This window comes from Actibacterium sp. (assembly GCF_041584535.1).
In the GTDB taxonomy this organism is placed as follows: domain Bacteria; phylum Pseudomonadota; class Alphaproteobacteria; order Rhodobacterales; family Rhodobacteraceae; genus Actibacterium_D.
On sequence record NZ_JBFHDW010000405.1, the window covers coordinates 1 to 1,818 of the forward strand.

At 62.5% G+C, this 1,818-nt stretch carries 1 protein-coding gene and 1 pseudogene; both read right to left on the reverse strand.

Annotation, left to right across the window (positions count from 1 at the left end):
* Positions 1 to 454, reverse strand: a pseudogene (locus ABYW26_RS14160) (pyruvate, phosphate dikinase); the annotation flags it as partial.
* Positions 455 to 588: 134 nt separating this feature from the next.
* Positions 589 to 1,818 (reverse strand): glycine--tRNA ligase subunit beta (locus tag ABYW26_RS14165; RefSeq protein ID WP_372605559.1); only part of this gene is annotated, 1,230 nt, incomplete at its 5' end.

A 1,818-nucleotide genomic window follows, 5' to 3' on the forward strand; every position in this document is an offset into this window, starting at 1 on the left:
GCGCCATGCGCACCGCCTCGCCCGAGATCGTGTCGGACTCGAACATATCCGGGTCCAGACGCGCGACATGGATCGCAAAGCCCTGAATGAAACGCAGGTAGATCGCGTTCGCGGCCTCTTCGCCCAGACGCTCGGTCAGTTCGGCGTGGCGAGCGTCGTTCATGTCGATATTCAGCACCGCCCCCGGCCCGCCCCAATCGGGATCTTCCGAGCTGGGCCGCACCGACACCAGCGGCGCGTCGCCGAACACTGCCAGAATTCCAGAAATATCAGGGGTTTGCCCGGCGGCAATCCGATGCACCGCATCAAAGGACAGCGCCACGGTCTGTGGCACCGGCATTCCCAGCCGAATCAGCCGTTGCAGGCACTTGGCACGGCCGCCATGCTGGCTGACCGTCACATCCGCATTCGGCGTGATAACGGTGAAATCTTTGAAATCGGTATGCTTTTGCACGGCAGCGCCCTTTGTGTTGCGGCGCAGGATACGCCGATGACACGTCTTGGCAAGGAAACCGTTACACTTTCTTCACAGCGGTGAAACCGCCACGACACAACGACCAAATTTTCCGCAATGGGTTTCGCGGCGGTCTAGCCTTCGATGCGCGTCAGGTCAGCGACCTGCACGCAGGTTTCGCGGATACGGTGCAGCAGGTTCAACCGGTTGCGGCGCACGATATCGTTGTCGGTGTTCACCTGAACCGCCTCGAAAAACCCGTCGATCGGCGCGCGCAGGGCGGCCATCGCGCCCATTGCCACGGCGAAATCTTCGGTTGCGACCGCCGAGGCGATCACCTGTTCCGCATCGTCCAAAGCCGCGAACAAGGCCTTTTCGCTGGCATCCTCGGCGAATTTCACGTCGGGGCCATAGCGGTATTCGACACCGTCTTTTTCCTCGGCCTGGGCAAGGATGTTGTTGGCGCGTTTAAAGCCCTGCAACAGGTTGTCGCCCTCTTCGGTGGCCAGAAACGCCCCCAGCGCCTTGGCGCGGTTGACCAGCAAGGTCAGGTCGTCATTGCCGGGCATTGCGATGCAGGCGTCGATCACGTCATGGCGCAGGCCTTCGTCGCGCAGGTGCACTTTCAGCCGGTCATGGAAGAACGCCAGCAGGTCGTCGCTGGTGGCGGGCAGGTTGGCGCGCAATTTGGCCAGCCAGCTGCCCTCTTCCACTGTGAAACTGTTGCCGTCGCCCGAGTTCAGCTTGTCCAGAACCGCATGGAACGCCGCGCCAAACACGCCGTGCCGGGCGATTTCATCGACCATGTGGCTGAGGAAATAGGCGTCTTTCTCTTCGGCGGTGTCGGTGTTCAGCGCGATGGTATGGGCCAGCAGCTGCATATCGATCAGGCGCTCCAGCCCGACCCGCAGGTCATTGCCCAGAATGGTGCGGATGATGCCCAGCGCCGCACGGCGCAGCGCGAACGGGTCTTTGCTGCCGGTGGGTTTCTCATCGATCACCCAGAACCCGGTCAGCGTATCCAGCTTGTCGGCCATCGAAACCGAGATCGACACCGGCGCTGTCGGCAGATCATCCGAAGGGCCAAGCGGCTTGTAATGCATCTCGGCGGCTTCAGCGATATCGGCGCTCAGGTCGGCCTCGGCGGCGTAATAGCGGCCCATGATGCCTTGCAGTTCCGGGAATTCATAAACCATTTCCGAGGCCAGATCGGCCTTGGCAACCTCGGCCGCCTTGCGGGCGGCATCGGCATCGGCGCCGACCAGCGGCGCGATACCGGCGGCCAGTTCGGCAATGCGGGCCACGCGGGCGCCCTGAGTGCCCAGCGCGTTGTGAAAGGTCACATGGCCCAGCTTGTCCAGCCA